This window comes from Alteromonas sp. ABH4_457 (assembly GCF_056160625.1).
Genome location: NZ_JBSWXN010000008.1, coordinates 318,881 through 345,524 on the forward strand (window position 1 = coordinate 318,881; position 26,644 = coordinate 345,524).

General features: G+C 49.8%; 25 protein-coding genes. 16 read left to right on the top strand and 9 right to left on the bottom strand.

All coding sequences use genetic code 11. The annotated features are described in order from the left end of the window. Positions 1 to 121 precede the first annotated feature (121 nt). The 7 genes from ACXAGR_RS21305 to ACXAGR_RS21335 all read right to left on the bottom strand — a co-directional run bounded on the left by ACXAGR_RS21305 (position 122) and on the right by ACXAGR_RS21335 (position 9,027). Positions 122 to 2,146: a methyl-accepting chemotaxis protein gene (locus tag ACXAGR_RS21305; protein WP_474844946.1), complete on the bottom strand. Its 2,025-nt coding sequence runs from the start codon at positions 2,144 to 2,146 to the stop codon at positions 122 to 124. 241 nt (positions 2,147 to 2,387) lie between these two features. Then, positions 2,388 to 3,203, bottom strand: a complete 816-nt coding sequence (locus tag ACXAGR_RS21310; protein ID WP_474844945.1) for a symmetrical bis(5'-nucleosyl)-tetraphosphatase — start codon at positions 3,201 to 3,203, stop codon at positions 2,388 to 2,390. A 46-nt stretch (positions 3,204 to 3,249) separates the two neighbouring features. Next, on the bottom strand, positions 3,250 to 3,627 hold the full coding sequence (gene apaG, locus ACXAGR_RS21315; protein ID WP_303573707.1) for a Co2+/Mg2+ efflux protein ApaG: 378 nt from the start codon (positions 3,625 to 3,627) through the stop codon (positions 3,250 to 3,252). A gap of 1 nt (position 3,628) precedes the next feature. After that, positions 3,629 to 4,450 carry a 16S rRNA (adenine(1518)-N(6)/adenine(1519)-N(6))-dimethyltransferase RsmA gene (rsmA, locus tag ACXAGR_RS21320; protein WP_303573706.1) on the bottom strand — a complete coding sequence of 274 codons (822 nt, stop codon included), beginning with the start codon at positions 4,448 to 4,450 and terminating at the stop codon, positions 3,629 to 3,631. After that, positions 4,447 to 5,430: a 4-hydroxythreonine-4-phosphate dehydrogenase PdxA gene (pdxA, locus tag ACXAGR_RS21325; RefSeq protein WP_119500149.1), complete on the bottom strand. Its 984-nt coding sequence runs from the start codon at positions 5,428 to 5,430 to the stop codon at positions 4,447 to 4,449. Before pdxA ends, rsmA begins: the two co-directional genes overlap by 4 nt. A gap of 14 nt (positions 5,431 to 5,444) precedes the next feature. Continuing rightward, positions 5,445 to 6,725, bottom strand: a complete 1,281-nt coding sequence (gene surA / locus ACXAGR_RS21330; protein WP_119500150.1) for a peptidylprolyl isomerase SurA — start codon at positions 6,723 to 6,725, stop codon at positions 5,445 to 5,447. A 58-nt stretch (positions 6,726 to 6,783) separates the two neighbouring features. Further along, positions 6,784 to 9,027: an LPS-assembly protein LptD gene (locus ACXAGR_RS21335; RefSeq protein ID WP_474852402.1), complete on the bottom strand. Its 2,244-nt coding sequence runs from the start codon at positions 9,025 to 9,027 to the stop codon at positions 6,784 to 6,786. A gap of 332 nt (positions 9,028 to 9,359) precedes the next feature. Here ACXAGR_RS21335 and djlA point away from each other — a divergent pair, with 332 nt between their 5' ends. From djlA to ACXAGR_RS21390, 11 genes are all read left to right on the top strand, one after another. Continuing rightward, the gene (djlA, locus tag ACXAGR_RS21340; RefSeq protein ID WP_474844942.1) at positions 9,360 to 10,205 is read left to right on the top strand and encodes a co-chaperone DjlA; all 846 of its coding nucleotides are present in this window, start codon (positions 9,360 to 9,362) and stop codon (positions 10,203 to 10,205) included. 6 nt (positions 10,206 to 10,211) lie between these two features. Beyond that, a complete protein-coding gene (gene xerD, locus ACXAGR_RS21345; protein ID WP_474852404.1) occupies positions 10,212 to 11,126 on the top strand; it encodes a site-specific tyrosine recombinase XerD in 915 nt (304 codons plus the stop codon). Positions 11,127 to 11,272: 146 nt separating this feature from the next. Further along, the gene (locus ACXAGR_RS21350) at positions 11,273 to 12,058 is read left to right on the top strand and encodes a DsbC family protein (RefSeq protein WP_119500156.1); all 786 of its coding nucleotides are present in this window, start codon (positions 11,273 to 11,275) and stop codon (positions 12,056 to 12,058) included. 1 nt (position 12,059) lies between these two features. Beyond that, positions 12,060 to 13,790: a single-stranded-DNA-specific exonuclease RecJ gene (gene recJ / locus ACXAGR_RS21355; protein ID WP_474852406.1), complete on the top strand. Its 1,731-nt coding sequence runs from the start codon at positions 12,060 to 12,062 to the stop codon at positions 13,788 to 13,790. Continuing rightward, the gene (locus tag ACXAGR_RS21360) at positions 13,783 to 14,055 is read left to right on the top strand and encodes a hypothetical protein (protein WP_474852407.1); all 273 of its coding nucleotides are present in this window, start codon (positions 13,783 to 13,785) and stop codon (positions 14,053 to 14,055) included. The genes recJ and ACXAGR_RS21360 overlap by 8 nt, the downstream gene beginning before the upstream one ends. 7 nt (positions 14,056 to 14,062) lie before the next feature. Then, complete coding sequence (gene recO / locus ACXAGR_RS21365; RefSeq protein ID WP_474852409.1) at positions 14,063 to 14,758, top strand: DNA repair protein RecO; 696 nt, start codon at positions 14,063 to 14,065, stop codon at positions 14,756 to 14,758. Positions 14,759 to 14,842: 84 nt separating this feature from the next. Beyond that, entirely contained in the window at positions 14,843 to 15,586 is a 744-nt protein-coding gene (pdxJ, locus tag ACXAGR_RS21370; RefSeq protein ID WP_474844937.1) for a pyridoxine 5'-phosphate synthase, read from the top strand. Between the two features lie 2 nt (positions 15,587 to 15,588). Then, the gene (gene acpS / locus ACXAGR_RS21375) at positions 15,589 to 15,966 is read left to right on the top strand and encodes a holo-ACP synthase (RefSeq protein ID WP_474852411.1); all 378 of its coding nucleotides are present in this window, start codon (positions 15,589 to 15,591) and stop codon (positions 15,964 to 15,966) included. A 2-nt stretch (positions 15,967 to 15,968) separates the two neighbouring features. Further along, positions 15,969 to 17,303 (top strand): 23S rRNA (uracil(1939)-C(5))-methyltransferase RlmD, encoded by a 1,335-nt coding sequence (rlmD, locus tag ACXAGR_RS21380; RefSeq protein WP_474852413.1) that lies wholly within the window; start codon positions 15,969 to 15,971, stop codon positions 17,301 to 17,303. 15 nt (positions 17,304 to 17,318) lie between these two features. Then, positions 17,319 to 19,502, top strand: coding sequence for a GTP diphosphokinase (relA, locus tag ACXAGR_RS21385; RefSeq protein ID WP_474844934.1), 2,184 nt, complete (start codon positions 17,319 to 17,321; stop codon positions 19,500 to 19,502). Beyond that, complete coding sequence (locus ACXAGR_RS21390; protein WP_474852415.1) at positions 19,480 to 19,932, top strand: MazG nucleotide pyrophosphohydrolase domain-containing protein; 453 nt, start codon at positions 19,480 to 19,482, stop codon at positions 19,930 to 19,932. The genes relA and ACXAGR_RS21390 overlap by 23 nt, the downstream gene beginning before the upstream one ends. On the opposite strand, the gene ACXAGR_RS21395 is transcribed toward ACXAGR_RS21390, so the two are convergent. Beyond that, the gene (locus tag ACXAGR_RS21395; protein ID WP_474852416.1) at positions 19,895 to 20,758 is read right to left on the bottom strand and encodes a hypothetical protein; all 864 of its coding nucleotides are present in this window, start codon (positions 20,756 to 20,758) and stop codon (positions 19,895 to 19,897) included. The genes ACXAGR_RS21390 and ACXAGR_RS21395 overlap by 38 nt on opposite strands. A 334-nt stretch (positions 20,759 to 21,092) precedes the next feature. Between ACXAGR_RS21395 and rplM the strand changes: the two genes are divergently transcribed. Beyond that, entirely contained in the window at positions 21,093 to 21,521 is a 429-nt protein-coding gene (gene rplM / locus ACXAGR_RS21400; protein WP_070123948.1) for a 50S ribosomal protein L13, read from the top strand. Positions 21,522 to 21,533: 12 nt separating this feature from the next. After that, positions 21,534 to 21,926 carry a 30S ribosomal protein S9 gene (rpsI, locus tag ACXAGR_RS21405; RefSeq protein WP_119500166.1) on the top strand — a complete coding sequence of 131 codons (393 nt, stop codon included), beginning with the start codon at positions 21,534 to 21,536 and terminating at the stop codon, positions 21,924 to 21,926. 130 nt (positions 21,927 to 22,056) lie between these two features. Here rpsI and ACXAGR_RS21410 read toward each other — a convergent pair whose 3' ends face one another. Beyond that, positions 22,057 to 23,496, bottom strand: a complete 1,440-nt coding sequence (locus ACXAGR_RS21410) for an amidohydrolase (protein ID WP_474852417.1) — start codon at positions 23,494 to 23,496, stop codon at positions 22,057 to 22,059. Positions 23,497 to 23,987: 491 nt separating this feature from the next. Between ACXAGR_RS21410 and petA the strand changes: the two genes are divergently transcribed. The 3 genes from petA to ACXAGR_RS21425 are packed head-to-tail and all read left to right on the top strand — an operon-like array spanning position 23,988 to position 26,616. Beyond that, positions 23,988 to 24,617: a ubiquinol-cytochrome c reductase iron-sulfur subunit gene (petA, locus tag ACXAGR_RS21415; RefSeq protein WP_119500168.1), complete on the top strand. Its 630-nt coding sequence runs from the start codon at positions 23,988 to 23,990 to the stop codon at positions 24,615 to 24,617. Positions 24,618 to 24,619: 2 nt separating this feature from the next. Continuing rightward, positions 24,620 to 25,885, top strand: coding sequence for a cytochrome b (locus tag ACXAGR_RS21420; protein WP_119500169.1), 1,266 nt, complete (start codon positions 24,620 to 24,622; stop codon positions 25,883 to 25,885). Then, positions 25,882 to 26,616 (top strand): cytochrome c1, encoded by a 735-nt coding sequence (locus ACXAGR_RS21425; RefSeq protein WP_349584366.1) that lies wholly within the window; start codon positions 25,882 to 25,884, stop codon positions 26,614 to 26,616. The genes ACXAGR_RS21420 and ACXAGR_RS21425 overlap by 4 nt, the downstream gene beginning before the upstream one ends. Positions 26,617 to 26,644: the final 28 nt, after the last annotated feature.

Genomic DNA, 26,644 nt, shown 5'->3' on the forward strand with positions numbered 1-26,644 from the left:
GCATTGGTCGTTTTGCATATTTACAGTATAAACGCTGTCAGCAGCTTTGCCTGAAAGGCAGGCTGAAAATAAAAAAGGCGCGTCCTTGCGGACGCGCCTTTGCATTGAAAAATGTGAAAAATTACACTTTAAACTGTCGGATAGATTGCTGCAGTTCTTCAGCCAGACGGGCCACCTCTGAGCTGGACTCAGACGTTTGCTGTGCACCGATAGTGGTTTCTTCAGCAATGCCGACGATGGTTTCCAGTTTTTCACTGATTTCCTGGGAAACTGTGTTCTGTTCGCGGGCTGACTGCTCAATTTGCGTACTGACATCATAAGCCTTGCGAACCGCATCTGAAATCACGTCCAGCGCTTTCGTTGCATTATCTGTTTGTTCAACACACACAGCCGTCTGCTCTTTACCCTGATTCATGACTGACACGGCTTTTTCTGCTCCGGCCTGCAGCATTTCGATCATAGAATTAATTTCCTGCGTCGATTGCTGCGTGCGTGAAGCAAGGGTACGCACCTCGTCAGCAACAACCGCGAAGCCACGACCCTGCTCACCGGCACGGGCAGCCTCAATAGCTGCGTTCAGAGCAAGCAGGTTGGTCTGATCAGCAACACCACGGATAACATCCAGAATGCCACCGATGCTTGCACTGTCCTGATGCAGTTTATTGATAACTTCAGCGGCCTGCTGAACGTCCTGGGCAAGTACTTCAATAGTGCGTTTGTTTTCCAGTGAAATAGTACGCACTTTTTCGGCTTCGCTGTCCGCGTGACGGATTTCGTTCAGCGTGTCTTCCGCACTCTGACTGACCAGTTGAGAAGTGCTGTGCATCTCTGTCGTTGCTGTTGCCACCTGGGCGATTTGCGACTTCTGGTTCTGAATAGAATGTGTCGTTTGCGTTGTTACCGTTGATGTTTGCTCGGAAGCTGCAGCCAACTGCTCTGCACGGGTATTGATACCGGTGATTAATGACTTCAGGTTGGCAATAAGCTTGTTACAATTCTTCGCTAACTGACCAAATTCGTCCTCAGCAGTGTCATCCAGACGGCGGGTTAAATCACCGGAAGATGCTACGGTCAGCAGTTCGTTCACGCGGTTTAACGGACGGGTAATGGCAATCACGGTCCAGTATCCGATAACAATGGCTGCTGCAAGCGATGCAAGAGCGACAATGATAACGATGGTATTACCTGAGGTAACTTTCGAAGATACCTGCTCATCTATATCATCTGCTTTCTTGTTTGCCTGCTTAAGTAAGGCTTCCAGAGCAGCAATACCTTCCTGACCATTTTTGTCAGAACGGGCCAGTGCCTGTTCGGCGGCATTGCGGAATTCCAGGCGCGCTTTTTGTAACTGCAGCACACCGTCTGAGCCTGTGATGGCATCAATGGCGTCGTCCACCAGGCCTGAGATTTCATCCAGCGTACCTGAGGTGTCACTGCCGGCTGCCGTCGCCTGCATATTGTTCATGAGTTCGCGGACTTTACCCACGGTGAGTTCTACTTCATTGCCTAACACCTGTGCCCGCACCAGCGTCTGGGTTTTGGCATATTCGTTAGCAACGGTAATAAGACCAAGCAGAGTGCTCTCCAGCTCACCACCGATATCTGAAGCCTGCTGAAGGGCGCGGTTTGCAGCGACTGCGTCAGACTCAGAGAAATCCAGCAGGTAGGTAGAGGCGTCGTCGGCATTATCTTCAACATCGCCAACCTTGTCGAAAATAGCATTACGCATTTCCATAGACTCACGGTGATTGCTGTACATGGCTTCGACGTTAGTCACGTATTCATTATAAGATTCACGGACACCGGTAAGACTGCTCTGCATGGCACTGTCATCAGACAATACGGAATTCAGCGCTTTCAATTCAGCATCAAAGTCGGCTTTGCTGTCGGTAAACCGTGCATATTTGTTTTCCAGACCGGTGACCTGCTCTTCGATATAAGCTTCGAAGGTGACCCGGCTCATATTCAGAAAACTCGCTTTTAATGAGTTGCTGCTTGAAAGGGTAGGTACCGCGACCCGGTTAACCTCATCAACCGCTGATCCCACAGAGTTGAGGTTAATGAGTGACGACACACTGATAATAATTAACAACAGACTTATAGTAATAAATCCGCCGATAATACGCATTGCTACCGTGATTTTCATCCGAACTCCTGAAACACAGTTTTATTTATTGTTGTGGTCTATCAGTTGTGTTCTTTATGACTGATATTAAGGACGTGACATGACCTGCCATCTTTTAGTTACTCTCCGCAAGTTTTTATCGACAAAATATTCCTATACTTTAGTCGGAATTGTTGCGGTTTAAAGTGATTGTAAACAGATTTTGCACGTAAGAGCCATAACTATCGTATAAACCAACGTATCTTGCCAGTTTCTGAGGTATTCAGGCTGATACACTAACCAGTTCATTAGTTTCCAGTCGCAGCGCTGTCAGGGTATTGCCCCATACGTAGCCGGTATCAAGCCCGGTGATTTGTTCTGAACCGGTTTCTCCCTCTAGTGCCGCCCAGTGTCCGAAAATGATGCGTTGTTCAGCGCTTAATGCAGGGTTGGGTATAGAAAACCAGGGGGTGAGGTTGGCCGGAGCATCATCCGGGTGATGCTTACAGGCAAAGTCGAGATATTTCTGATCCTGTATAAACCGCATACGGGTACAGGCGTTGATAATAAAACGCTGTCTCTGTACACCTTTCAGTGTGTCTTTCCATTCGAAAGGACCATTGCCGTACATATTTTCCAGCAAGGTTTTCCAGCCGCTTCCTTTGAGAACCGTACTGATTTCATCACTGTAAGCGAGTAATTGTGCGGGAGACCAGCCGGGATAAAGCCCGGCGTGAACCATCGTGGTGTTTTCGCTGATAGCCAGGGCCAGCGGGAACTGACGAAACCAGTCAACATAGTCGCCCAGTTTTTTGCTATTTAACAGCGGGTCAATGCGATCGCTTTTTTTGGCCTTTTTAATGCCCTGAGATACGGCCAGGAAGTGCAGGTCGTGATTACCCAGCACCGTACGAAAGCGGTCGCCGAGATCCATCAGGTATTTTACCGTGGCATGGGAGTCTTCTCCCCGCGCGAGCACATCACCCACCGCAAGAAGTGTATCTCTTTGCTCATCAAAACCGGCTTTTTCTAAAAGGGCCATCAGGCCACCGAAGCAGCCCTGAATATCCCCGATAACGAGAGTTTGTGATTCACTCATGGCAGCATCCTGTCTTATTGATTACGGGCATGTGCCGGTATATCAGCTAGTTGAGCGCGTTCGGCACACTTAAGCTGAATATATGAATGGGCACACGAAAACGCTGACCGTTTTCATCTTCCATTTCGTAATGGCCCTGCATACTACCCACCGGTGTATCCAGTAATGCGCCACTGGTATACTGATATTCACTTGCAGGGTCGATATGGGGCTTTTTGCCAACAACTCCTTCACCCTGAACTTCAGTATTCTTACCGTTACCGTCGGTGATAAGCCAGTAGCGGTTCAACAACTGAACGCGGGCATCACTGTGGTTACGGATAGTAATGTGGTAAGCAAAGGCGTATTTGTCAGGCCCGCTGGCCGGGTGATCCGGCAGGTGCCGTGTGGAAACGGAGACGATAATGCCTGGCGATGCCTGCATATCAGCATTCCCCGTCCCGTTTCGCTACCAGGTTGGCGACGGCAGCAAAATCTGTCAGTGATAAGGTTTCAGCCCTGGCTGTCGGTGACAGTCCCAGCGCTACTAATTCTTCTTCGCTCACCCAGTCGCCCAGACTGTTACGGATAGTCTTCCTGCGTTGATTAAACGCTGCAGAACAGACTTTTTCCAGTAACGTGACTGATGTTACTTCTACAGGAGGCTGGCTGTGGGGGATCAACCGTACCACCGCAGAGTCTACCTTCGGGGGCGGCTTGAACGCACCGGGAGGTACATGCAGAACCGGTACTACTGCGCAGTAGTATTGTGCCATAACCGACAGGCGGCCATAGCTTTTAGACCCCGGGCCGGCGGCAAGGCGGTTAACCACTTCCTTTTGCAACATAAAGTGCATGTCCTGCACTTTTCCGGCAAAACTGAACAAGTGGAACATCAGCGGCGTGGAAATGTTGTAAGGCAGGTTACCGAATACTCTGAGTTTGCCTTCCGGGTCGGGCATGTCGGGCAGTAACGTGGAGAAATCGAGTTTCAGCGCGTCTTTTTCTACGATCGTCAGTTTACTGCCATGAAAAGGATGATGACGCAGCCTTTCGGCCAGGTCCCGGTCCAGTTCAACGACGGTAAGCTTTGATACTTCTTCACAAACCGGATCGGTCAGTGCACCCAGACCCGGTCCGATTTCAACCAGATTTTCGCCATCAACAGGGTTAATGGCGCTGACAATATTGCCAATGACATAATCGTCATGCAGGAAATTCTGGCCAAACCGCTTTCTGGCGGTATGGCCTAAATGTGTTTTGCTCATTGTTGTTTGTTCGCTAACTCAATAGCTTTTTGCATAGCTTTTCTGAAGCTGCCTGCATCTGCTTCACCGGTGCCGGCTAAATCACAGGCTGTGCCGTGGTCTACCGACGTCCGGATGAAGGGCAGGCCCAGCGTGATATTGACCGATGCGCCAAATCCTTTGTATTTAAGCACCGGTAAACCTTGATCGTGATACATTGCCAGTACGACATCGGCATTGTCCAGATATTTAGGTTGGAAAATCGTATCGGCAGGTAACGGACCGGTAAGATCAAGACCTTCTTCCCGCAGTTCATCAAGGGCAGGGATGATGGTGATTAACTCTTCAGTACCCAGATGTCCACCTTCGCCGGCATGAGGATTCAGGCCGCAAACGTAAATTCGTGGCTTCTGAATGCCGAATTTAAGTTTCAAATCCGTGTTGATGATATGAATCACTTTATTCAGGCGATCTTTGGTGATGGCTTTGGATACATACTCCAGAGGAATATGGGTGGTGGCGAGCGCTACATTAAGGCCGTCAGTAGACAACAACATCACCACATCCATCGTATTCGACTGATGAGCGAAGTATTCTGTGTGACCACTGAAGGAAACACCGGCTTTGTTGATGATACTTTTGTTTACCGGTCCGGTAACCACCGCATCAAAGCCTTCTTCCATATTCGCCTGACAGGCCTGCCGCAGGGTTTCAACTACGTAATGACCGTTGTCGCTGTTCAGCTCACCGGGAATAACAGCTGTCGCTGTATCAATTTGTTGTAAATACAGTGTGCCCGCCGGCTGGATGGCATTGTTGCCGGCATCATACGGTTGCAGCTGAAGGGGCAGCCCGAGCAGTTGTGCACGGGCTTTAAGCATGTCGCCATCACAGAACACTACCAGCTGGGCATCCCACTGCTCCTGTGCCAGAGCAATGATGAGGTCAGGACCGATACCTGCGGGTTCGCCGGGAGTGACTGCTATTCTGATTGGCTTCATTTAACTAACCTGTTTTATTCCAGTACTTCGATGTAAGCAGCATCACGCATTTCACGCAACCAGGCTTCTGACTCTTCTTTAAATTTACGGTTGTACAGCAACTGAGAAGCTTTATCTTCTTTGCGTTTTTCTGTTGCATCGTCAAAGCGGCGGTCTAGTAGCTGCATTAAGTGCCAGCCAAACTGCGAGCGTACAGGCTGGCTGTATTCTCCGGGCTCAAGGCCTGCCAGCGCTTCACGGAATGCCGGTACATAGATGCTTGGATCTGACCAGCCTAATTCGCCGCCTTTCAAAGCAGAACCCGGGTCTTCAGAGTATTCTTTTGCCAGCTCACCGAAGTCGGCTTCACCGTCGATAACTTGCTGACGGAATTTCACCAGCATCTCACGGGCTTTTTCATCGCTTAAAATGATAGACGGTTTTATCAGAATGTGACGGGCATTCACTTCTTCAATGGTCACTTTTTCAATACCGCGGGTATCGATGACTTTCAGAATATGGAAACCTGCACCACTGCGGATAGGGCCAACCAGTGCTCCTTTCTCTTTACCCTGAACCGCTTCGGCAAACAGGGTCGGCATGGAGTTAATGTTCAGCCAGCCCATATCACCACCTTCCAGAGCGTTAGAGCCTGAAGATGAAGTAATAGCTATTTTGGCGAAGTCTGCGCCACCTTCGAGGATTTCGATAACTTTGTCTGCACGGTCGCGGGCGCTGGCAACGTCTTCGTCAGTGGGGCTGGAAGGCAGGCCAATCAGAATGTGGCCAAGGTTATATTCAGCCTGCTCGGCACCCTGCTGGTCCATTAATTTCACCAGACCACTGATTTCCTGAGGTGTGATGTATACCCGGCGGCGAACGTTAGCACGGGTCACTTCGCCTACGATAAGCTCTTCACGCACATCTTCACGGTAATCGTCGTAAGCAATGCCCTGCTGACGAAGTTCGTTGCGTAAATCTTCTACCGACGCGCCCTGTTGTTGAGCGATATTGGCGATGGTTTGCTCCAGTTGGGGATCACTGACCTGTACACCCATCCGTTCAGCCATTTGCATTTGCAGACTTTTGGTGATCAGGCGTTCAATTGCCTGAGTACGTAAAACACGGTCTGAAGGTAAAGCTTGTCCCTGTGCTTCTGCGTTACGCTTAACATCTGCAATCAGGTCTTCTATTTCACTTTCCAGAATAACGCCCTGGTCAACGATAACCGCTACGCGGTCAAGTGAAACAGGTTGCGCCATGCTCATAAATGAAAACAGGGCACTGATACAGATAGCGCGGATAATGAACTTCATAATCACTCTTTTTATCGGTTTATGCTTTGCTGCCGGCTGCGTTTAACAGCCGGGCGCATTAATTTAAACTATATGGCTGCCGGTAGCCAAATAATCCGTTCGACAACATATTATTGCCGGTGCTTCCTGAACCCATTCCTTTGAAAATGAATTGCATGGAAATACCGGAATCGAATTCATCGACAGATTGCGCACCGTCGGCGGCATAACGGTTACTTAACTGACGCTGGGCAACAATCTGAATAGCCCAGCAACAGGATTCATACTGCACGCCGAAGTAGTTTTCCACACTCCGGTTCAGGTCTAAATCACGGTATGTCCGGCCGACAAGTTGCCAGCGGTCGGATAAAGGCCAGGCGGCAGACAGTCCTACTTGGTCAATGGTTTCGCCGGAGAGTTCCCTTACATAGCGGTGCGTCAGCTGAATCAGCTTACTGCTGCTTTCCCTGTATTCAAACGTGGTGCTTGCGCGCTCTACTTTATCGGTTTCTGTGGCGATTTGAAAATCAGTATGGAAGAACCATTCATCATTTACCCGCCAGTCCAGCTCTGCGGCCAGCGCTGAACGGTCACCTTCTTTTGTCGCGGCAATGACTTTGTTTTCATCGAGGTAGAATATCTGACCCACACTGAGTACGAATTGTTCCCGGTTAGTCTTATCCAGCAGGCGGCTGGTTAACGCCACGGTAACCTGATTATTGTCGCTGATACGGTCAAGACCGGTAAATTCCTGACCACGGAAAAGACCTTCAACGTCAGTCAGCCACAGGGTGGTGTCGTAGAATCCGATCCCCTTCTGATCTTCGTAACTGGTATACAGATACTGGATCCGCGGCTCAAGGGTCATCGACATGTCTTTACTGAACCAGCTTTCGTCATTCTCGAAATACAATGCGCCGTAAAGTTTTCCCTGTCCCAGCGTCCGGTTCACTTTCTCTTCCAGTCCGGTTCCTTCGATATTTTTCTGGCGATAATATGTATTCAGCATGCTGGCTTCTGCGGAAAATTCTCCCCACTGTCGCTGAAAAGGTATCGCCAGTGTGGGCGCAGCGTGGAATCGCATCGCCGTCGGCGCATCCGGTGAGGTATTGTCAAACCAGGCAAGCTCTGAATCCAGGCGGAACTCAAGATAACGGGCCAGCGGATGAACATAATTCAATTTGGCTTCAGGCAGTGCACGGTAGGTGTCTGTGTAATCACCAATAATTTCGAAGTCTCTCACGTTCACCGAGAAAAGCACTTCATCAGAGCTGTAACTGACAGAGCCTGTCCGGAACAGGTGAGTATCAGCCCGGTTATAAAAATCACTGCCTAAATCAACAATGTAGTTGTCGTCGCTCAGTCCGTTAACATTCACTGAGGCGGTCCAGTTATCTGCGAAGTTCCCTTCATGGAATACGCGGTAGAAATAGCGGTCCGGATTCTCTGCCATGTCATTGTCCTGTGGCAGATATTCCATATTCAGCTGGCTGTAACTGGCTGCTGACATATGACGGAATTCCGTTTTCAGCTGCACGCCACGGGCACTCATAACCCTGGGGGACAGCGTCATGTCATAGTTCGGTGCCATATTCCAGTAGAAGGGCTGTTCGTAATCAACGCCGGTATTACTGGAGTTAGACACCTTAGGAAACAGAAAGCCGGTCTGACGCTGATTTGTGATCGGGAAGGCAAAATAAGGCAGATAAAATACCGGCACATTGCCCAGATAAAAGCGGGTGTGCTTGGCTTCACCCCAGGCTTTGCCCCGGCGGATACTGATTTCAGACGCGCGGATCAGCCACTCTTCTTCGCCTTCAGGACAGGTTGTGAAACTCACATCACGCAGAACAAGGCCATCCTGAGTATTTAACGCAATGGTACTGGCATCGCCGTGGCCGTTTGAACCGTTAAGATGATAAACCGTGTTTGACATAGTCAGGCTTTCATCTTTGGAATCAACATCCACGCTGTCAGATGCCACATGCAACTGCTTATCTGCGTATTCAACATCGCCCTTGGCATACAATTGCTGGCCGTTGTTATTGATCTGCGCCTGATCGGCACGGATAGTGGCAGAGTCTGAAGTAATATCGACGTTGCCGGAAAACAGAGCAACTTCCCGTTCAATGATTTCAGCACGGTTAGCCTCAACTTTCACTTCACCGGCCTGCATCAGCTTTTTACTGGAAAAGCTGACCGGTGGCACAGGGCAAAACCCGGGCGAATCGTCATTTTTTTCGGCCGGAGACCGTGATTCTTGCGCCAGCGCGGCGGTGCTGCTCAGTGCGACAAGCAGAAAGGAGGCACAGGTTTTTTTCATGCGTCTGTGGGAGGCCTGTTTCGTGATCACAATGATATGTGACGGTGTCCTGAATCGTGGGTTCACTAATGCTTTCGCCAGCGAACCATAAAGTAAGCAATTCTAAGCACTTCTGGTGTCTTAGCCAACCGTCAAAGCTAAAAAATTGAAAAGTTTTACAGTGTTTTTGTCAATTCAGTGTTTTTTGACTTTGATCTTTACGGTTTGACGCCATATCTCATCGTTAATGTCATAAATTCCGTTTACTGTGCCGTCAGGGCAGAGTATCAAGTCAGGCAGCATTGCTATACAGTATTCATCAGCTGCTTTACGTCAATCAGGAGAAAGGTTGTATGTCTTTTTGGGGGAAAATCCTCGGCTTTGTATTTGGTTTTATGTTCCTGAAAATACCGGGAGCGATTCTGGGTCTAATCGTGGGGCACTTCTTCGATAAGGCTTACAGTCAGGATTTTAATCAGCTGGGCGGATTTGGCCGTTTCTTTACTGACCAGTCCGGAATGAAGCAGCAGGCAGTGTTTTTCCATGCGCTCTTTTCTTCACTGGGCCACCTGGCTAAATCCGATGGTCAGGTTACCGAGCGGGAGATAAAAATTGCTACAGTACTGATGGATGATATGCAGCTGACCGGCGATGCCCGCCGTGAAGCCCAGCAGGCATTCCGTGAGGGTAAATCATCCGCTTTTCCGCTGGCAGATACACTTAAAGGCCTGGTTGAGTCCTGCCATGGCCGCCGGGACATACTGCAAATGTTCCTGGAAATCCTGATTCAGGCCGCGTTTGCTGACGGCACGCTGTCCACACCAGAATACAAAGTGCTGGAAAAAGTCGCCATGGTGCTGAATTTCAAGCGAAAAGATCTGGATTTTCTGATTTCTGCTTATGAAGCGGAAATTCGATTCCGTCAGCGCGGCGGGCAGGGTGGTCAGCACGGTCATCAGCAACGGGCGCAGTCATATTCTGATACCCAGTCTCTGGACGATGCTTACAGTATTCTCGGTGTAACCGCGTCGGATGATGAGAAAACCATAAAACGTGCTTATCGCAAGCGCATGTCTGAGCATCATCCGGACAAACTGGTATCAAAAGGCTTACCGCAACAGGCGCTGGATATTGCCAAAGCCAAAGCGCAGGATATTCAGGCTGCCTATGAACTTATCAAAGAAAAGCGCGGGTTCTGATCCGGCATGGCAAAAGAGGTACTGAGCGACAAAAACCGGGCGTTAATTGACGAGTTCACCGATATGCTCTGGTTAGAGAAAGGGTTGAGTGAACATACCCAGCAGAGCTACCGCACTGACTTATCAAAACTGGCTCTGTTCTGTCAGGCGAAGGAAAAGATAGACGATATCAGCCTGCTGTACACTGAATCAGTGCAGGCCTGGTTACACTACCGTCATGAGGCCGGCCTGTCTGCCCGCAGTACCCAGCGGGCCATGTCTGCCATGCGGGCGTTCTATATTTACCTTATCGGAAAGCAGGTACGTACCGATAACCCGGTGACTCAGCTGGCTAATCCGAAGTTGCCGAAAAAATTGCCTTCGTCATTAAGTGAAGCTCAGGTGGATGATTTGCTCAATGCGCCAAACCCCGAAGATCCGGTAGAGTGCCGTGACAAATGTATGCTGGAAGTGCTTTATGCCACAGGGTTGCGGGTCAGTGAACTCATTGGCTTACGGCTGGATCAGGTGAGTATTCAGCAAGGTGTTGTCAGGGTGACCGGTAAAGGCAATAAAGACCGTCTTGTGCCGCTGGGAGAGGACGCTGTCGACTGGATTGAAACCTACTGTAAAACTGCCAGACCTGAACTGATAAAACACCAGACAGATGTACTTTTTCTCAGCCTGCGGGGCGTGCAGATGACCAGGCAGACGTTCTGGCACCGCATCAAGCACTACGCCTCTGTTGCCGGTATCACACAAAATTTATCGCCGCACACGTTGCGCCACGCATTTGCTACACATCTGTTAAACCACGGGGCTGATCTGCGGGTAGTGCAAATGTTACTTGGTCACAGTGATCTCTCTACCACACAAATTTACACCCATGTTGCCACCGAGCGGCTGCAAAACCTCATTCATACCCATCACCCGAGGGGATGAAGGTATTCTCATACACTTTCTGCGGTGAAAGAATGATCACGGACTTTCAGATAACTTTTGCCGTGGTGAGATTGTGATAGTATTGCATAAGAATCTGTTTACGTATTTACACATGCGGGCGGCTGGCCTGCATTCCGGGAGTTTTTGTGAAGAATATTCGTTATGCCGTGATGGTTGCGTTAGGTATTGTGCTTTCAACAGGGTGCTCGGCAGAATCTGATGCATCATCTGAATCCACCGGAAAGGCGGCAAGCCAGCCTGCGGCGACTGTAAACAGCAGTGCAGAGCAGGCGGTCAACGATAAAGTAAAAAGCATTGTGGGTGTGGAACCTGAAGCGATTGCTAATTCTCCTGTCGATGGTTTGCTGGAAGTGACTGCGGCGAATCAGGTGTTTTACGTAACAGAAAACGCAGATTATATGATGTTCGGTCACATGTACGATGTGAACGCGGGTATGAAAGATCTTACCGAAGTGGCGCTGGGTCAGGTTCGTCTTGATGCCATTGCACCGTTCGCTGATCAGGGCATCGAATTTAAAGCTGAAAACGAAAAACACGTAATGACAGTGTTTACAGACTACACCTGCGGCTATTGCAAGAAGTTACATCGTGAAGTAGACGAGTTAAATGAGGCCGGTATCACTGTACGTTATCTTGCCTGGCCCCGTGCCGGACTGGGTACAGAGAACTATGAAAACATGGTTTCTATCTGGTGTGCAAAGAATCCGCAGGAAGCGTTAACCCGCGCGAAATCAATCGCTAACCCGACCTTTGCAAAAGAAGATTGCGATAACACTGTCGCCGAACAATTTGTTGCCGGCCGTAAACTGGGGATCCGTGGTACGCCTGCCATCATTTTTGATAACGGAACCATGTTGCCGGGTTATAAGCCTGCAGACGTCCTGATCCAAGAAATCGCACAAACTGAATAATATGTCGTTACCCATTGTGAGACGGGAGCTTTGCTCTGACTCCCGTTTGAGTACACAACTACACCCTGTACTTGACAGGGTGTACCGCGGCCGCGCTATCCGGAATATTGACGAGCTGGATAACGCTGTAAAACAACTCTCCCATTACAACCTGCTTAAAGGCATCGACGCTGCGTCGGCTTGCCTGGTTGACGCTATTAAAATGCAAAAGCGGGTCACCATTATCGGTGACTTCGATGCCGACGGTGCAACTTCCACCGCTGTTTGTGTGTTGGCGCTGCGCCAGTTAGGCTTGCAGCAGGTGAACTATCTTGTGCCTAACCGGTTTGATTTCGGCTACGGCCTCAGTGAGCAGATTGTTGATGTCGCGTATGAGCAGGGTACCGATATCTTACTTACCGTTGATAATGGTATTGCCTGCCTTGCCGGTGTGAAGAGGGCGAAAGCGCTGGGACTCACTGTTATCGTGACGGACCACCATTTGCCGGGAAACACGCTGCCTGATGCCGATGCGATTGTGAATCCCAACCAGCCGGGCTGTGAATTTCCTTCAAAGAATCTGGCCGGCGTTGGTGTAGCCTTTTATCTGATGCTGTCTTTACGGGCAGCGTTACAGCAACAAGGCTGGTTTGAAGGCAAACAGCCGCCTAACCTGGCGACGCTTCTGGATATCGTTGCAGTCGGCACCGTTGCCGATGTTGTTGCGCTGGATAAGAACAACCGTGTTCTGGTGTATCAGGGCCTGCAACGCATTCGCAGCGGACATTGCCGGCCGGGCATTCAGGCTCTGTTCGAAATTGCTAACCGCAATAAGCCGCTGGCTTACCTCACCAGTACCGATCTGGGATTTGTTATCGGGCCCAGGCTGAACGCAGCCGGACGGCTGGACGATATGGCGCTGGGAATAGAGTGTTTACTTTGCGATGATCCGTTGCAGGCACGCCATATGGCAGCAGAGCTCGACCGTCTGAATCTACAACGGCGGGCCATAGAAACCGAAATGAAAGAAGAGGCAGAAGCGGCACTGGCTTCTGTTTCTGTGGGCGAGGACCTGCCTCCTGCACTGGTGATGTACCAGCCCCATTTCCATCAGGGCGTCATTGGCATTGTGGCCGGACGCTTAAAAGAAAAGCATCACCGGCCGGTTATTGTATTTGCCAACCAGGACGACAACACCATTAAAGGCTCTGCGCGCTCCATTCCCGGTTTGCATATCCGCGATATTCTCGATGAAGTGAATACCGGCTGGCCGGGTGTGATCGACAAGTTTGGCGGCCATGCTATGGCGGCGGGTTTAAGCCTGGCAACAGATGCGCTGGCTCAGTTTGAAAAGGCGTTTCATCATGTCACCCTGCGTCATCTGGCGAATATTGATTGCGAAAGAAAAATACTGTCTGATGGTGAGCTGGCTGCTGACGAAATAGATTTAAGTCTGGCTCATGCCTTACGTCAGGCCGGTCCGTTCGGTCAGGGCTTTGATGCCCCTAAATTTGACGGTGTGCTGGATATTGTTGATCAGCGCATGGTAGGGGAAAACAAAAATCATCTTAAGCTGGTATTCCGTAAGGCCAATGGCGAAGAGGTAGACGGCATTGCATTTGGTGTAGACACCACAGTATGGCCAAATGCCGGTATCCTGCGCGCACAGGTGGTGTATCAGCTCGATATAAACACCTTCCGGGGACGGGAATCAGTTCAACTGCTTATTGAAGAGATCGTACCCGGTGAATGACGGTAAAGCACTCACAGAGAAGCATCAGGCGCTGACCCACAGTGAAAACTGCAAAGTCGTCTCTCACGTTCAGCGTGAAGAAGGCGAGTGGGTGCGTCATACGTTGATGCTCGAAGGCGTGGACGTGCCCTTCGTTTTCCGGCGTAAACAACAATATCAGTCACTCAAAGGGGCCAGGGTCAACCTGACCTATTATCGTCAGCAGGAGGAAGTGGCGGGTATCCCTTTTGAAACAATGAAAGTGGTCCGGATCAAGCGGAGTTAACCCCCAGATGAGTCAGCCAGACTGGTCAGATGCTTATGTGCTCCACCGCCGTCCGTACCGGGAAACGTCTTATATTGTTGATTTCTTTTCCTTGCAAACCGGTAAGGTCAGCGCGGTAGCGAAAGGCGTGAGAAGCAGTAAGAACGAGCGCAAAAGCCTGTTGCAACCCTTCCGTAAAGTGCGCATCCAGCTCAGCGGAAAAACCGATCTTAAAAACCTCAGACAAATTGAAAGTGGCGGGCCGGTGCCCATGCTGGCAGGGAACGATTTGTTTTGTGCCATGTATTTAAATGAGATACTTAACCGTGTCATGCCGGCGGGCCTCGCCAGTGATACGGTGTATGCCCAATATGAGCACGCCCTGAATTCCCTTATCGTTCAACCGGATATTGAAAAAACATTACGTGAGTTTGAGTTTTCTCTGTTAGAAGAAATGGGTATGCTCGCGGACTGGTTTACTGACGGGCTGAGCGGTGAAGCCATTGAGCCTGATGGCTGGTATCTGTATTCACCGGAACAGGGATTTGTGGCCTGTCATCAGCCCGGGCATAAACACCGGTTGCCGGGAACGGCGCTTATCGAATTAGGAAACGGTGAATGGACCGCGCTGTCGCGACGGGCTGCGAAATTAATTAACCGCCAGGCACTGCATCAATTGCTGGGCGGTAAACCGTTAAAAAGCAGAGAATTATTTCGCGCTTAGGCGGTGGCAGACACCAATTTTCCTGAGTCAGCGGAGAACTTCTTTGCTACAATCTTCACACTTTATTGCCAGGGTTATCTATCCATGAACGACATCTTGCTGGGCGTTAACATTGACCATATTGCCACGCTGCGGAACGCACGGGGTACGAATTATCCCGATCCTGTACATGCTGCTGACGTGGCCGAGCGGGCAGGCGCCGATGGTATCACTGTGCATTTACGGGAAGATCGCCGTCATATTAAAGATCGTGACGTGGATTTACTGGCACAAACGATTAACACCCGTCTGAATCTGGAAATGGCAGTGACTGACGAAATGCTGCAGATAGCGTTGAAAACACAGCCTGCTTTTTGCTGTCTGGTGCCGGAAAAGCGTGAAGAGCTGACCACAGAAGGTGGTCTGGATGTCGCCGGTAATTTTGAGGCAGTGAAAAACGCTTGTACCGTGCTGGGTGAAGCGGGTATTCAGGTTTCCCTGTTTATTGATGCAGACGAGAAGCAAATTGATGCGGCCATTGAATGTGGTGCGCCTTATATCGAAATTCACACCGGTCAGTATGCTGAAGCAAAAAATGAGCGTGAACAGGAAGTGGAACTGGCACGGCTTAAAAAAGGTATTCACTATGCCGCTAAAAAAGGCCTGAAAGTTAACGCCGGTCACGGCCTGCACTACCATAACGTGAAGCCTGTCGCCGCCATTCCTGAAATCATTGAGCTGAATATCGGTCACGCCATTATTGCCCGTGCGGCGTTTGATGGTCTGGCAAAAGCCGTCGCTGATATGCGTGCGCTGATGCAGGAAACCCGTGCAGGAAAAGCAGGCTGAGCATGGCCATTGTGGGAATGGGCACGGACATTGTCGAAATTGCCCGTATAGAAGACGCTCTGTCCCGTTCAGCGCGGTTAGCCAGCCGTGTACTTACTGAGCAGGAAATGGTTATCTTCGGAGCGAGCCCTGAACCGGCAAGATATCTGGCTAAGCGGTTCGCGGTGAAAGAGGCAGCGGTCAAAGCATTGGGCACGGGGATTGGCCGGGGGATCAGCTGGCATCATATCTGTGTGAGTAACAATGAGTCCGGCGCCCCTTTTCTGACCTTTAGTGATGAATTTGCAAAACGCTGTAAAGAAAAGGGCGTTGTTCGCAGTCATGTCTCCATTTCTGATGAGCAGCATTACGCTACTGCTACTGTTATTTTAGAATCATAATTATGGTCAGTTTCTATAAGCCGGCAAAGTCGTCGAAAAAAACACAAACCGGTAAAACAGTCACCGTTCAACGTTGGGACATGACTGGACAAGGTGTGTGTAACGACAGCAAACCAGTACTGTTTGTAGATGGTGCGCTGCCCGGCGAAAAAGTTGATGTGCTGGTTACACAACAACAAAAGCGCTTCGCAAGAGCGTCGGTAAAAAAAATCCTCACGTCCAGTCCTCATCGGGTAACACCCTTTTGCGACCTCGCTGATCGATGTGGCGGTTGCCAGTTGCAACATGCAGATGCCGGTGCGGCACTCACATATCGTCAGGAAGCGCTGGATAGCTGGTGGAAATTACAGTTTGGGTTAGATCACATTCCCTGGACCGCAGCGGTTACCGGAGAACGTCGAGGTTATCGCCGGAAGGCCCGGCTCGCCACAGACGCACGAAATGACAAACAGTTTAAGTTAGGTTACCGGGAAGAGCAGGGTAAGCAGGTGGTGGATGTTGACCTGTGCCCTGTACTGCAACCCGGATTATCTGCGCTGATCGCGCCTTTAAAAGCACTTCTGTCGGGTCACTCTGCCCGTAAACATGTGGGCCATGTCACCTTACTTGCCGGCGATAATGTGAATGCTGTTTCTGTGCGGCTGACTAAACCCATGTCCCCGGCATTCGGCGATGCACTGATAGCATTTGCTGTTGAGCATAAAGTAAACATGACCGTGGAAGGACAGGAAGGCACGCTTACATTGCATAAAGAAGCGGAGCTGTATTGCACCACAGAACCCGGATTGAGTTTGTCTCCGGCGGCAGATGATTTTGTTCAGGTAAACGGGCCGGTTAACGCTATGATGGTGGCACAGGCCATGGAGTGGTTGAATCCGCAGCCCGGTGAAAAAATTGCCGACTGGTTCAGCGGGCTGGGTAACTTTTCCCTGTCGCTGGCAAAACGGGGAGCACAGGTGCAGGCCGTTGAGGGCGTGGCTGAAATGGTGCAGCGGGCTAAAGAAAATGCGTCAAAACAGGGCGTAGACAATGTGAACTGGTTACATCTGGATTTGTTTGATGAACAGGTGGTAGCTCAGGCTCTGAGCGGCGGTGTTGATAAACTGTTGCTGGATCCCTCGCGGGAAGGCGCGTATGCCGTATGTGAAATCCTGACACGACAACGGGTAAAATCAATTTTGTATGTTTCTTGCAATCCGGGTACTCTGACAAGAGATGCGCAGTGCCTTCTGGCGTCCGGGTATGCAATCGAGCGCGTGGGGCTCATTGAAATGTTTCCCCATACCCGACATCTGGAAGTCATGATGTTATTAACGGACCACAAGAACAAAGCATAAGCGAGTTGATGTTTTATGGTATCAACACGAAAAGTACATGAGCCTGACAGACCCTCATTTGAAGCCTGGTTAAATAGTCTGTCGTTAAGTGATACTACAAAAGAAAAATTAAAAGCAGTGTCCCATATGCCTGACCGTCTGCTGGTCGGGCAGGAAATGGTGGAAATTCTGCATCAGCTGAACATGGATGATGCCACGCTGCAGGCGGCACTGGTGTACCCGTATTGTGAAAAGCATAATCTCACCGATACTGACGTGCTGGCGGAATTTGGTGAAGAGATCAGCGATCTGATCAATGGTGTCCGCCGCATGGACGCTATCAAAACTCTGCACAGCCGCCGCCGGAACGAATCTTCCCTGTCTGTTCCTGACGAACAACATATCGACAGCATCCGCCGGATGTTACTTGCTATGGTGGAAGATGTCCGCGCCGTGGTAATTAAGATGGCTGAACGGATTTGTGCACTGCAACAGGTTAAAAAAGCCGACGAAGAGACCCGGGTGCTGGTTGCCAGAGAGTGTGCGACGATTTATGCGCCGCTGGCAAACCGTCTGGGTATCGGTCAGTTAAAGTGGGAGCTGGAAGACCTGGCTTTCCGCTACCTGCATCCGAAAACTTATAAAGATATTGCTCAACAGCTCGATGGTAAGCGCAAGGAGCGGGCAACCTACATTCAGAATGTCGTGTTTGACTTACAGGCACTGGTGGATAACGAGCACATCAAAGCGGAAGTCTACGGCCGCCCTAAGCATATCTACAGCATCTGGAAAAAGATGCAGAAAAAGCACCTTACTTTTGAGCAGCTTTTTGATATTCGTGCGGTACGCATCATTGCTGAACGGTTGCAGGATTGTTATGCCGCATTGGGTACCGTTCACGCAAACTATAAACATATTCCCAAAGAGTTTGACGACTATATCGCCACACCAAAACCGAATGGATACCAGTCTATCCATACGGTCATTGTGGGGCCGGAAGGCAAGCCCGTTGAAATTCAAATCCGTACTCAGCAAATGCATCAGGATGCAGAACTGGGTGTGGCAGCCCACTGGAAATATAAAGAAGGGTCTACCGGAAAGGCATCCGGTTACGATGAACGCATTAACTGGCTGCGCCGCATTCTTGCCTGGCAGGAAGAAGTGGCGGAGAGCGGCGACCTGGTCGAAGAATTACGTAGTCAGGTATTCGATGACCGTGTGTATGTGTTTACCCCTAAAGGGGATGTTGTCGACCTGCCACAGGGCGCAACGCCGCTGGATTTTGCCTATTACATTCACAGTAACGTCGGTCACCGGTGTATCGGCGCTAAAGTAAACGGGCGTATTGTGCCATTTACCTACCAGTTGCAAAGCGGAGACCAGGTAGAAATTCATACCGGTAAAGAGCTCAACCCGAGCCGTGACTGGATGCATCCCGGGCTTGGCTATGTGCACTCATCCAGAGCCAGAGCGACTATTCACTCGTTCTTTAAAAAGCAGGATAAAGAGAAAAACCTGCTGGCCGGAAAGGAAATGCTGGAACGGGAATTATCCCGTGCCCACTTGCCGGTGAAAGTACCTGCCGAAGCGTGTGAGAAGTACAATCTCCAGCACGTGGACGATCTCTACGCCGCCATCGGTGTGGGTGATATCCGTGTGATGACGGTGGTGAATCATATTCAGCACCTGCTGGAGCCGGAGCCGGCAGAAGAGCCGGAAATCAGTCCGAAGGTGAAAACCCGCAAGAATGCCGGCTCTAAAGGCAAGCAGGATACAGTTGTCATTGAAGGGGTTGGTCACCTGATGAGTCAGCTGGCGAACTGCTGTAAGCCTGTACCCGGTGAATCCATTATGGGTTATATCACGCAGGGGCGGGGTGTCAGTGTGCACAAAGAAAACTGCGATCAGTTGCAGCATTTGTTAGAACAGCATCCTGAAAGACAAATTGAAGTCAGCTGGTCGACACAGTTAAATGTGGGTTTTGAAACCGGTATCGACATTTTCTGTTCAGACCGGACTGGTCTGCTCAGAGATATCACTACTGTACTGGCAAACGAGAGTGTGGCGCTGCTTGGCGTTAACAGTCTGAGTGATAAAACCCGCCAGACGGCGATGATTTCTATTTCGGTAGAAGTGCCGGACCGTCAGGTTTTATCAAAAGTGATGACCCGGCTGTTGCAGTTAAAAGGTGTGGTTGATGTCAAACGTAAAACCGGTTAACGGTAATGCTGAGGCGTTCTTCAAAGCCACCGATCCCACATTGCCTGCGCTCAAATATGCGCAGGCCTTGCAGCAGCGCTGTCGGGACGTGGGCTTTGACTGGCATGAAACACAGCCGGTGCTGGATAAAATAAAAGAAGAAGTCGATGAAGTTCAGCAGGAACTGGATGCAAGCCCAGTGGACAAAGGCCGGCTTCAGGAAGAAATTGGCGATGCTTTGTTCGCCATCGTCAATTTAGCCCGCCATATGGATATTGATGCCGATCAGGCGCTGCGTGAAGCCAGTGAAAAATTCCGCTACAGGTTCGAACACGTGGTTGCGCTGGCCAATGAAGAAGGCCGGGCACTAGCCGGTTACGACTTGCCGTCTTTAGAATCCTTCTGGGTAAAAGCTAAAGCGGCTGAGGTTGCAAAGCAGAAATCTCGTTAAGTAACGCGTAAGGTGCTTCTATCCAGTCGGGGTTTTCAAAAGAGTATGACAACACATTTGATTCCAGCAGATGCACAACCCGCTTCCCCTTTTTTACCATGTCCCATGCTTTGCGGTGCTCAGGGTAGCGGTTAAATATTTTCGCCAGTTCTCCGGATTTCAACAGCCTTGTCAGTCCGTCCTGCAATCTTTGTTGTAATTCGGGCGCATGGGGGGCGACAAAAAAATATTCGTAGCTGGGGTAAATGATCAGATGATTCTGCTCGATAGTCAGCTTATCGCTGTTGTGATAGGACAAATCTCTGTATACCTCCACCACATTACGGGGAAAATAATCGATGATCCCTTCTTCGAGACTGCGGTACATGGTGGTGTACCAGTCACTCCAACTGATACTGGCAACTGTAAAATCGTGATACTGCAAAATTTTGGTGTCCGGCCAGTCACTCCCCTGAACCGATGTCATCAACTTAATACCATCAAGGGTCTGTCCCGGGCCAAAGGCATTTTGCTTATTTTTATTGATTACGAAAATACGGTGACCGCCTAACCCTTGCAGTAAAGGGAACCTTACCGGCAGTAGTTGTTGTTCAAGTTCATCAGTGGTCACACTCCACATGATGTCGCTTTCACCCCGAAGCAGCGTGAGAATTTGTCGCCCCTGCGGCATGGGGAAAGGATGTCTCTCAAGGGTCACAGCACCGTAGTCTTTTTCAGTGACGCGCAGTGCCGCGCGCAGCACATCTATATGGTACACGCCGTAGGTCGGGCCGGCGAAGGATTGAGTAAAGGTATAAGTTTGAGACAACGCGGGAGCGCTGCACATGAAAGAGCACAGTAGAGTAATGCACAGAAGCAGCCTCTGGCAGATATATCGTATTTTTATAAGCAAAGTTTGTTGTCTGCCGGATGTGTGCGTAAACACTATTTAATCTAGCTTAATAATTGAGCAATGCCAATTTTTTATTTAATTGTCAGAAATTTCCCGTCAGGGGTTCGCTTTTTATTCAAATCCTGTATAATTCGCGCCCTGCCCAGTTACACCCACCTTTGGGAAGGTGGAAGAATCAATGGGCTCGAAGGGGTCCGGTCATTGATTTTAATTAGATTTCCGGCTGTTCCGGTAATCTGTAACGAAGAATTTTTCGGGTGATTTTGAAATGAAAACTTTTGTTGCTAAACCAGAAACGGTACAACGTGACTGGTACGTGGTAGATGCCACTGACAAAACTTTAGGTCGTCTTGCGACTGAAATTGCACGCCGTCTGCGTGGTAAGCATAAAGCTGAGTACACTCCTCACGTTGATACTGGCGATTACATCGTTGTTATCAATGCAGAGAAAGTGACTGTAACCGGTAATAAAGCGAAGGGCAAAATGTACTACGCGCACACTGGTTACCCTGGTGGTCTGAAAGAGACAAACTTTGAAAAGCTGATCGCTCACAAGCCAGAAATGGTTATTGAGAAAGCAGTTAAAGGAATGTTACCAAAAGGCCCTCTGGGTCGTGAAATGTTCCGTAAAATGAAAGTTTACGCTGGTGCAGAACACAAGCACGCAGCTCAGCAACCACAAGTTTTGGACATCTAAGGAGCATTTGACATGGCAGATACTCAATACTACGGCACAGGCCGCCGCAAAAGTTCTACTGCTCGTGTGTTCCTGCGTCCGGGTACAGGCAGCATCGTAGTTAACCAACGCGCGCTGGATACGTACTTTGGTCGTGAGACTGAGTGCATGGTTGTTCGTCAGCCTCTTGAGCTGGTAGAAATGACTGAGAAGTTTGACGTTTACGTTACTGTAAAAGGTGGCGGTTCAAACGGTCAGGCTGGTGCAATTCGTCACGGTTTGACTCGTGCTCTGATGGAGTATGATGAAGCGTTACGTCCTGCACTGCGCAAAGCTGGCTTTGTTACTCGTGACGCTCGTCGCGTTGAACGTAAGAAAGTTGGTCTGCACAAAGCACGTAAGAAGCCACAGTTCTCCAAGCGTTAATTCGCTTACTACTGTTATCAAAAACCCGGTCATCGACCGGGTTTTTTTATGCCTGTATTTTATTTACTGATAAGTTTGTCCGGTGTTTCTGCTGCACGCTGAAACACCGGAAATACTCTGATTGGTCGCGTTAATCGCGGTAATTCAGCGCTGGCTTTCGATCACCCAGCAGGGCTTCATATTCCACGTCTGATGCACGACGGTCAAATTCTGCTTTTGCTTCTTCAATGACTGCAGGCTGTTCGAATAATTTGATCGCAGTGAGAGCAAGTGTGCTGGCCGCAAGCGTCATACCTTTCTTGCCGATGGACATGCCTCCGGCAGCAACCGCCTGCCAGCTATGGGGTGGAGTACCCGGAACCCAGGTTGCTGCACGCAATCCGGCTGTAGGTACCTGCCAGCTTACATCTCCCACATCTGTTGATGCAGACCAGACTGGGATATCCTCTGAAAACTCAGCAACCTCACTTTGCTGGCCTTTCGCTTTCATGGCCGGTTTACCCAGTGACGGACGAATTTTATCTGCGAAGTTCTCTTCTTCAGCGCTGTAACTGATCCCGCCGAATGCGTGCATACTGTTATCCATCTGGCGGGCCAGCGTCAGATTAGGCAGAATGTTCCATGTGCCGCCAACGACTTCCTCTTCCATTTCTGTTTCCGTTCCCAGTGCTGCGGCTTCTGCTATTTTCTCCAGACGTTTCCATAAAGACAGCACCACTTCAGGTTCGGGGGAGCGCACATAGTAATAGACTTCAGCAAAATCGGGCACGATGTTCGGAGCGGCACCACCATTTGTGATCACGTAGTGGATGCGGGTGCGGTCAGGTACATGTTCACGCATCATGTTCACCATCATATTCATTGCTTCTACTGCATCCAGCGCGGAGCGACCCCGTTCCGGCGCAGCCGCAGCGTGAGCCGCAATACCACGGAAGCGGAACTTTGCACTCTTGTTGGCAAGAGTGGAAGAAGCTTCGGCAGAGTTTCCGTCTCCCGGATGCCAGTGAAGTGCCACATCTACAGCATCAAACAAACCTTCACGTGCCATATACACCTTTCCGGAACCACCTTCTTCCGCAGGCGTACCATACACGCGGATTTGGCCAGCGGTACCGGTGGCTTCCAGCCAGTCCTTTACAACCAGTGCAGCTCCCACCGAACCACCGGCAAACAGGTGGTGGCCGCAGGCATGACCGTTGTGCATGCCGCTTTGTGGTTTTTTCTCAGGAATCGCCTGTTGAGACAGTCCGGGCAGAGCATCCATTTCTGCCAGCATGCCGATGACCGGACCATCGCGACCCCAGGTGGCTACGAAAGCGGTAGGCATACCAGCCACACCGGCTTCAACGTTAAAGCCGTGCTCACGGAGGACAGTCTGCATTAAAGCTGAGCTTTGTGTTTCTTTATAGCCAACTTCGGCCCAGTTCCACAACGAGTCTGAAATGTTCTCCATTTGAGATTGATGATCAGCAATGGCGTTTTTAACAAACGTTGTGTCATCTTGCGCAGCAAAAGTGAAGTATGTGCAAAAGGGCAGGGTAACCCAGAGAATTTTACTGAGTGTTCTCATGATATTAGTGACGCTCCTTGCTTTAATTAACCGGTTAATTGTGCATTTCGGGGCTAAGGTTTAATTATTATTAAATTCCCGCCGGAAAAACGGTTTTCCGGAACTGATAGACTATACTGAAGTCCGGCTGAAGATTTGACTCCTGTTCCGGCTTATTATTGAAATTGAACGGCAATCCGTTCGGGTTTCATCATTGTGTGACAATCACCATACATCATGTCACTACAATGATAATAACAGGACAGGAATCATTAAATTTTTAAAAGGTCTTTGATTAAGCGCAGGTTATCGTTTTTTAATCGTTGATAAAACCTTGTAACAATAAGGGCTTTTCACTTATCATCTTTGGTCGAAATAATTATAAAGCATCGTGACGCTCACAGCAGACGGGCGCTGACAGTGCAAATCAAGACAGGCCGACTGATACCGGTACGTAACTTTAATGTTAAAAAGTTGCTCCGGTATCAAAATCCAAATCTGGAGAATTGTGGATGAGTAACGTATCAGTAGATGCAAAAGACTCTGCACTCAACGGAAGCCAACCGGACAACACCCGCCGCCGTTTTTTAACGGTAGCAACTTCGGTGGTTGGTGCTGTTGGTGTTGCAGGTGCAGCGGTACCTTTTGTTACTTCCTGGAACCCGAGTGCGAAAGCCAAAGCCGCCGGCGCTGATGTTGAAGTGGACATCAGTGCGATTGAGCCGGGACAGTTAATTCGTGTTATGTGGCGAAGCAAACCGGTCTGGATTGTACGCCGTACCCCGGAAGTGCTGGAAGAACTGGCCACTCATGAAGACAGTCTCCGCGACCCTGAGTCTGAAACAGAGCAGCAACCTGCATTTGCCAAAAATCGTTATCGTTCTCTGAAAGAGGAATACCTCATTCTGGTAGGTATCTGTACTCACCTTGGCTGCTCTCCGCAATACCTGAAAGATGGGGCTTTCGAAGAAGCCGTAGAGGGTGTACCCAGCGGATTTTTCTGTCCTTGTCACGGTTCCAAATTTGATATGGCCGGTCGTGTATTTCAGGGCGTCCCTGCACCACTTAACCTGGTGGTTCCGCCTTATCAGTATGTTAACGACACCACCGTTATCATCGGTTCAGAAGCGGAGGCAGTTTAATTATGAATGCTTTTTTAAACTGGATTGAAGAACGTATCCCGATGATGCGTGTGGCGAATATGCACGCCATTCAATATCCCGCCCCCCGTAATATGAACTTCTGGTACGTGTTTGGTTTTCTGGCCACCATCGTGCTGGTCAACCAAATCGTAACCGGTATCTGGTTAACCATGAACTTTAACCCGACGGCGGAAGGGGCTTTCTTCTCCGTTGAGTACATCATGCGTGAAGTCGATTTCGGCTGGATCATCCGCTACATGCACAGTACCGGCGCGTCTGCGTTCTTTATTGTGGTGTATATGCACATGTTCCGCGGCATGATTTACGGCTCCTATCAGAAACCCCGGGAGTTGCTGTGGGTTTTCGGTATGTTTATCTACCTCGCGTTAATGGCTGAAGCCTTTATGGGCTACGTACTTCCCTGGGGACAAATGTCATACTGGGGAGCACAGGTTATCGTGTCTCTGTTCGGTGCGATTCCGGTGATTGGTCCTGACCTGGTCATCTGGATTCAGGGCGATTATGTTATTTCCGGTGCTACGCTGAACCGCTTCTTTGCCCTGCACGTTATCGCCCTGCCACTGGTTATCGTCATTCTTGTGTTCCTGCATATCATTGCATTGCACGAAGTGGGCTCTAATAACCCTGACGGCGTGGCCATCAAACACAAGAAGGGTTCTCTGCCTGAAAGTGAAAAGACGAAATACGAAATCCACGAGTACTACACCAGTAAATACGACATCGCTGATGATGTGGTGCCCTTCTTCCCGCACATCGTGCTTAAGGATTTAGTGGCGTTCAGTATCTTCCTTTTCGTATTCTGTTACATCATGTTCTTTGCGCCGGAAATGGGGGGCAAGTTCCTTGAACATCCAAACTTTGAAATTGCTAACCCGCTGAAGACGCCGGAGCATATTTTCCCTGTGTGGTACTTCACGCCTTTCTACGCCATCCTCAAAGCGGTACCGGATAAGCTGTTTGGTGTTATTGCTATGTTTGGTGCCATCGCGGCCCTGTTCGCACTGCCGTGGCTTGACCGTGGACGGGTGAAGTCATGGCGTTACCGCTGTGGCCTGCACAAAGTCAACTTGCTGCTTTTCGCTGCGGTATTCGTATTCCTGGGTTACCTGGGCGGTACACCACAGGAAAACTGGAAAATCATTGCTTCTCAGGTGGCTACCGTGTTGTATTTTGGTTTCTTCGTGGCACTGTTCTTATACAGCAAAAATGAAACAACGAAGCCTGTACCAGCGAGGATCCCGAAATGAGAAAACTAATGTTGTTACTGGCATTCCTCGTACCGGGTATGGCGATGGCTGCCAGCGGAAATGTCCATCTGGACAAAGCGCCAGTTGATTTAACCGATAAAGCGTCGTTACAGCGCGGTGCCAAAATCTTTATGAATTACTGCCTGGGTTGCCACTCTATGCAATACCAGCGCTATCAGCGTACCTTCACCGATTTAGGTATTCCTGATGAGATTGGTCAGGAAAACCTGCAATTTACCGGTGAGAAGGTGACGGATTACATCACCCGCTCAATGCCTGAAGAAGCTGCAGCTACCTGGTTTGGTGCGGCGCCGCCTGACCTGACGCTGGTGAACCGCGTGAGAGGCTCCGACTGGATTTATACTTACCTGCGCAGCTTTTATGTTGATGAAAGCCGTCCGTTTGGTGTGAACAATGTGGTATTCAAAGATGTAGGTATGCCACATGTCCTTCAGCCGCTTCAGGGCACACCCCGTTTAACCCATGAAGAAACCATGGTAGACGGTGAAATGAAAGAGCAGTTTGTGGGTATTAAAACCGATGGTGACGGTGCGCTGAGCACGGAAGAGTATGACCAGGCGATTGCTGACCTGGTTAACTTCCTGGCATACAGTGGCGAACCGTTCCGCCTGCAATCCGAAGCTATCGGAAAGTGGGTACTGGTGTTCATTATTGTGCTGTTCATCTTCGTTTTCTTACTGAAGAAAGAATACTGGAAGGAAGTGCACTAATTTCTGTTAATTTGTGTATAATACGCAA

Excerpts from the sequence above, each read along its gene's own strand:
- ACXAGR_RS21305 (WP_474844946.1), bottom strand. The coding sequence starts at position 2,146 with ATGAAAATCACGGTAGCAATGCGTATTATCGGCGGATTTATTACTATA.
- recO (WP_474852409.1), top strand. The coding sequence starts at position 14,063 with ATGAGTCAGCCAGACTGGTCAGATGCTTATGTGCTCCACCGCCGTCCG.
- pdxA (WP_119500149.1), bottom strand. The coding sequence starts at position 5,430 with ATGAAGCCAATCAGAATAGCAGTCACTCCCGGCGAACCCGCAGGTATC.
- ACXAGR_RS21420 (WP_119500169.1), top strand. The coding sequence starts at position 24,620 with ATGAATGCTTTTTTAAACTGGATTGAAGAACGTATCCCGATGATGCGT.
- recJ (WP_474852406.1), top strand. The coding sequence starts at position 12,060 with ATGTCGTTACCCATTGTGAGACGGGAGCTTTGCTCTGACTCCCGTTTG.
- rsmA (WP_303573706.1), bottom strand. The coding sequence starts at position 4,450 with ATGAGCAAAACACATTTAGGCCATACCGCCAGAAAGCGGTTTGGCCAG.
- ACXAGR_RS21425 (WP_349584366.1), top strand. The coding sequence starts at position 25,882 with ATGAGAAAACTAATGTTGTTACTGGCATTCCTCGTACCGGGTATGGCG.
- apaG (WP_303573707.1), bottom strand. The coding sequence starts at position 3,627 with ATGCAGGCATCGCCAGGCATTATCGTCTCCGTTTCCACACGGCACCTG.
- ACXAGR_RS21335 (WP_474852402.1), bottom strand. The coding sequence starts at position 9,027 with ATGAAAAAAACCTGTGCCTCCTTTCTGCTTGTCGCACTGAGCAGCACC.
- rlmD (WP_474852413.1), top strand. The coding sequence starts at position 15,969 with ATGGTCAGTTTCTATAAGCCGGCAAAGTCGTCGAAAAAAACACAAACC.
- relA (WP_474844934.1), top strand. The coding sequence starts at position 17,319 with ATGGTATCAACACGAAAAGTACATGAGCCTGACAGACCCTCATTTGAA.
- ACXAGR_RS21410 (WP_474852417.1), bottom strand. The coding sequence starts at position 23,496 with ATGAGAACACTCAGTAAAATTCTCTGGGTTACCCTGCCCTTTTGCACA.
- ACXAGR_RS21390 (WP_474852415.1), top strand. The coding sequence starts at position 19,480 with ATGTCAAACGTAAAACCGGTTAACGGTAATGCTGAGGCGTTCTTCAAA.
- petA (WP_119500168.1), top strand. The coding sequence starts at position 23,988 with ATGAGTAACGTATCAGTAGATGCAAAAGACTCTGCACTCAACGGAAGC.
- rpsI (WP_119500166.1), top strand. The coding sequence starts at position 21,534 with ATGGCAGATACTCAATACTACGGCACAGGCCGCCGCAAAAGTTCTACT.
- pdxJ (WP_474844937.1), top strand. The coding sequence starts at position 14,843 with ATGAACGACATCTTGCTGGGCGTTAACATTGACCATATTGCCACGCTG.
- surA (WP_119500150.1), bottom strand. The coding sequence starts at position 6,725 with ATGAAGTTCATTATCCGCGCTATCTGTATCAGTGCCCTGTTTTCATTT.
- acpS (WP_474852411.1), top strand. The coding sequence starts at position 15,589 with ATGGCCATTGTGGGAATGGGCACGGACATTGTCGAAATTGCCCGTATA.
- ACXAGR_RS21310 (WP_474844945.1), bottom strand. The coding sequence starts at position 3,203 with ATGAGTGAATCACAAACTCTCGTTATCGGGGATATTCAGGGCTGCTTC.
- xerD (WP_474852404.1), top strand. The coding sequence starts at position 10,212 with ATGGCAAAAGAGGTACTGAGCGACAAAAACCGGGCGTTAATTGACGAG.
- djlA (WP_474844942.1), top strand. The coding sequence starts at position 9,360 with ATGTCTTTTTGGGGGAAAATCCTCGGCTTTGTATTTGGTTTTATGTTC.
- rplM (WP_070123948.1), top strand. The coding sequence starts at position 21,093 with ATGAAAACTTTTGTTGCTAAACCAGAAACGGTACAACGTGACTGGTAC.
- ACXAGR_RS21395 (WP_474852416.1), bottom strand. The coding sequence starts at position 20,758 with ATGTGCAGCGCTCCCGCGTTGTCTCAAACTTATACCTTTACTCAATCC.